Below are 2,044 nucleotides of genomic sequence, written 5' to 3'. Positions count from 1 at the left end.
ATCGAGTAGGAGGGGGCGACTAACCCCCGTCCTCTCACACCACCGTACGTACCGTTCGGTATACGGCGGTTCACCAAGCTTGACGAATTTGAGAATATCGTTGCACTAAGCTTTTCAGCCCTTGTTGTTGCCAGTAGGCAATGCCGAGGGCTTTGTGTATATGCGGAGATTTTGTGGTACGCCATGCACCCTTGCGGGTATTTGCAATTTCAATGGCTTTTACGTGAGATATGCCAAGAGAACGAAGTTCTCGATATCTGGTTCTCACGCGTTTCCACTGCATCCACAAACAAAGACGGAGCCTGCGCCTTGTCCATTCCTCAATGGATTGTAGAATGCCCTTCGCGTCTGCAAGGGCGAAATATCCAATCCAGCCCATGAGGTACTGATTTATTCTTTCAATCCGCTTCTCCATCGAGATGCTCCACACCGGATTCGTGATCGTGCGGATTTTCTCTTTTAGCTTGAGGAGGGATTTGGGGTGGATGCGAATCCTTGTCTGTTTTGCAAAGGTAAAACTAAAGCCCAAGAATTTTCGTTTCCATGGTCGGTCTATCGCGCTTTTCTCCTCATTTACTTTTAGCCTTAGTACCTTCTCCAAGTGGTTTTGAATACTCTTCTTTACTCGTTCCCCTGCCCGTTTTGTTTTCACGTAGATATTACAATCGTCTGCGTAGCGGCAGAAACGGTGGCCTCTCTTTTCGAGTTCCTTGTCCAAATCATCAAGTAGGATATTTGCCAAAAGTGGGCTTAACGGCCCACCTTGCGGTGTTCCTTCACTTGATGTTGTACAGACGCCATTTATCATGATCCCCGCATTCAAGTAGGAACGAATCAGTCTTAAAATTCTCTTGTCCTGAACTTTTCGAGCCACACGGCTCATTAGAATATCATGATTTACGCGATCAAAGAATTTCTCTAGATCGATGTCCACCACGAAACGATATCCTTCGGAGATATACGCTTGCGCTTTCCTTACTGCCATGTGAGCGCTACGTTTTGGACGGAACCCATAGCTAGATTCCGAGAAGGTGGGGTCGAAGATCGGCGTTAACACTTGGAGGATGGCCTGCTGAATAAAGCGGTCTACCACGGTGGGAATGCCTAATAACCTTACACCACCGTCAGGTTTCGGGATTTCGACTCTGCGAACAGGTGAAGGTCTATAGGTTCCCCTTTCCATCTTCTCGCGGATGGCTTGCCAGTGTTCACGTAGATAATCGCGTAGTTGTTCGGTTGAAACACCATCGACTCCACCGACACCTTTGTTTTCCTCCACTCGTTGGAGTGCCATCCGTAAGTTTTCCCGTGATAAGACTTTTTCCAGCAAATCCATAATGATGTTCCTTCCTTCGCACATGCGGACTCCGTGCTTGCTGTACGATACTCAGCCCTCTTTTGTACCCTCGGGGCTTCACCCCTGCTCTTCAAAAGTAGTTCCTTGACAGAATTCTGCTTCGACGTACCGTATCAAAAGACATGGATCGCATGCTGGCTTGATGTTCGGCCCTTCCCCATTCAAGCGTCCTCTACTCGGGTACTATGGCCTCTGCTGACTTCTGCATGTTCAGCGTCTCCTTACGGAGACGGTTACCAACAGTTGAAGGCGTTTCATGCAGACCTCCCCAGGTAAGAACGATAACTTTCATCCCATGTACCTGCCCAAGTTTACTACTGTATCCCTTGGCTGTATGGGGCTTTGTCTTGTTTGGCAGACTCGCCCGGATACAACAGCCTCAAATTGGGTTCGTGTACCTCAGGTCGGGATTTTGCCGCCGGCTTCCTTCAGATTCGACCTCGCGGTCGACACCCTTGCCTTGAGCTAACGGTTGGTACAGCCAACCCCCGTTCGGGACTTTCACCCTATAGCTATCGCCCATGCTGGGCGCACCAAGAAAAAAAAGACGGGTGCTCCCGTCTTTTTCCTGCTCTGATATGGTTAGGCCCTAGTAGCCGCGTTTTGCGTTCTTTTTGTTGATCGTAGCAAGGTTCTCCTCACTGTGCTTCAACCATTTTTTCATCTTGTCCTCGAAGGAAGCTGCGC

General features: G+C 49.1%; 1 protein-coding gene and 1 pseudogene. Both read right to left on the bottom strand.

Translation table 11 applies throughout. The annotated features are described in order from the left end of the window. Positions 1 to 70: 70 nt before the first annotated feature. Entirely contained in the window at positions 71 to 1,336 is a 1,266-nt protein-coding gene (gene ltrA, locus EDM54_RS21640) for a group II intron reverse transcriptase/maturase (RefSeq protein ID WP_024985202.1), read from the bottom strand. 610 nt (positions 1,337 to 1,946) lie between these two features. Then, a pseudogene (locus EDM54_RS27260) lies at positions 1,947 to 2,044 on the bottom strand (RNA-binding protein S1); the annotation flags it as partial.

It is taken from the genome of Brevibacillus borstelensis, assembly GCF_003710865.1.
In the GTDB taxonomy this organism is placed as follows: Bacteria; Bacillota; Bacilli; order Brevibacillales; family Brevibacillaceae; genus Brevibacillus; species Brevibacillus borstelensis.
The sequence above is the reverse complement of the archived record's forward strand: the minus strand, read 5'-3'. Positions and strand labels throughout refer to the sequence as shown.

Bases quoted from the DNA above. Each gene is read 5' to 3' on its own strand.
- ltrA (WP_024985202.1), bottom strand. From the start codon at position 1,336: ATGGATTTGCTGGAAAAAGTCTTATCACGGGAAAACTTACGGATGGCA.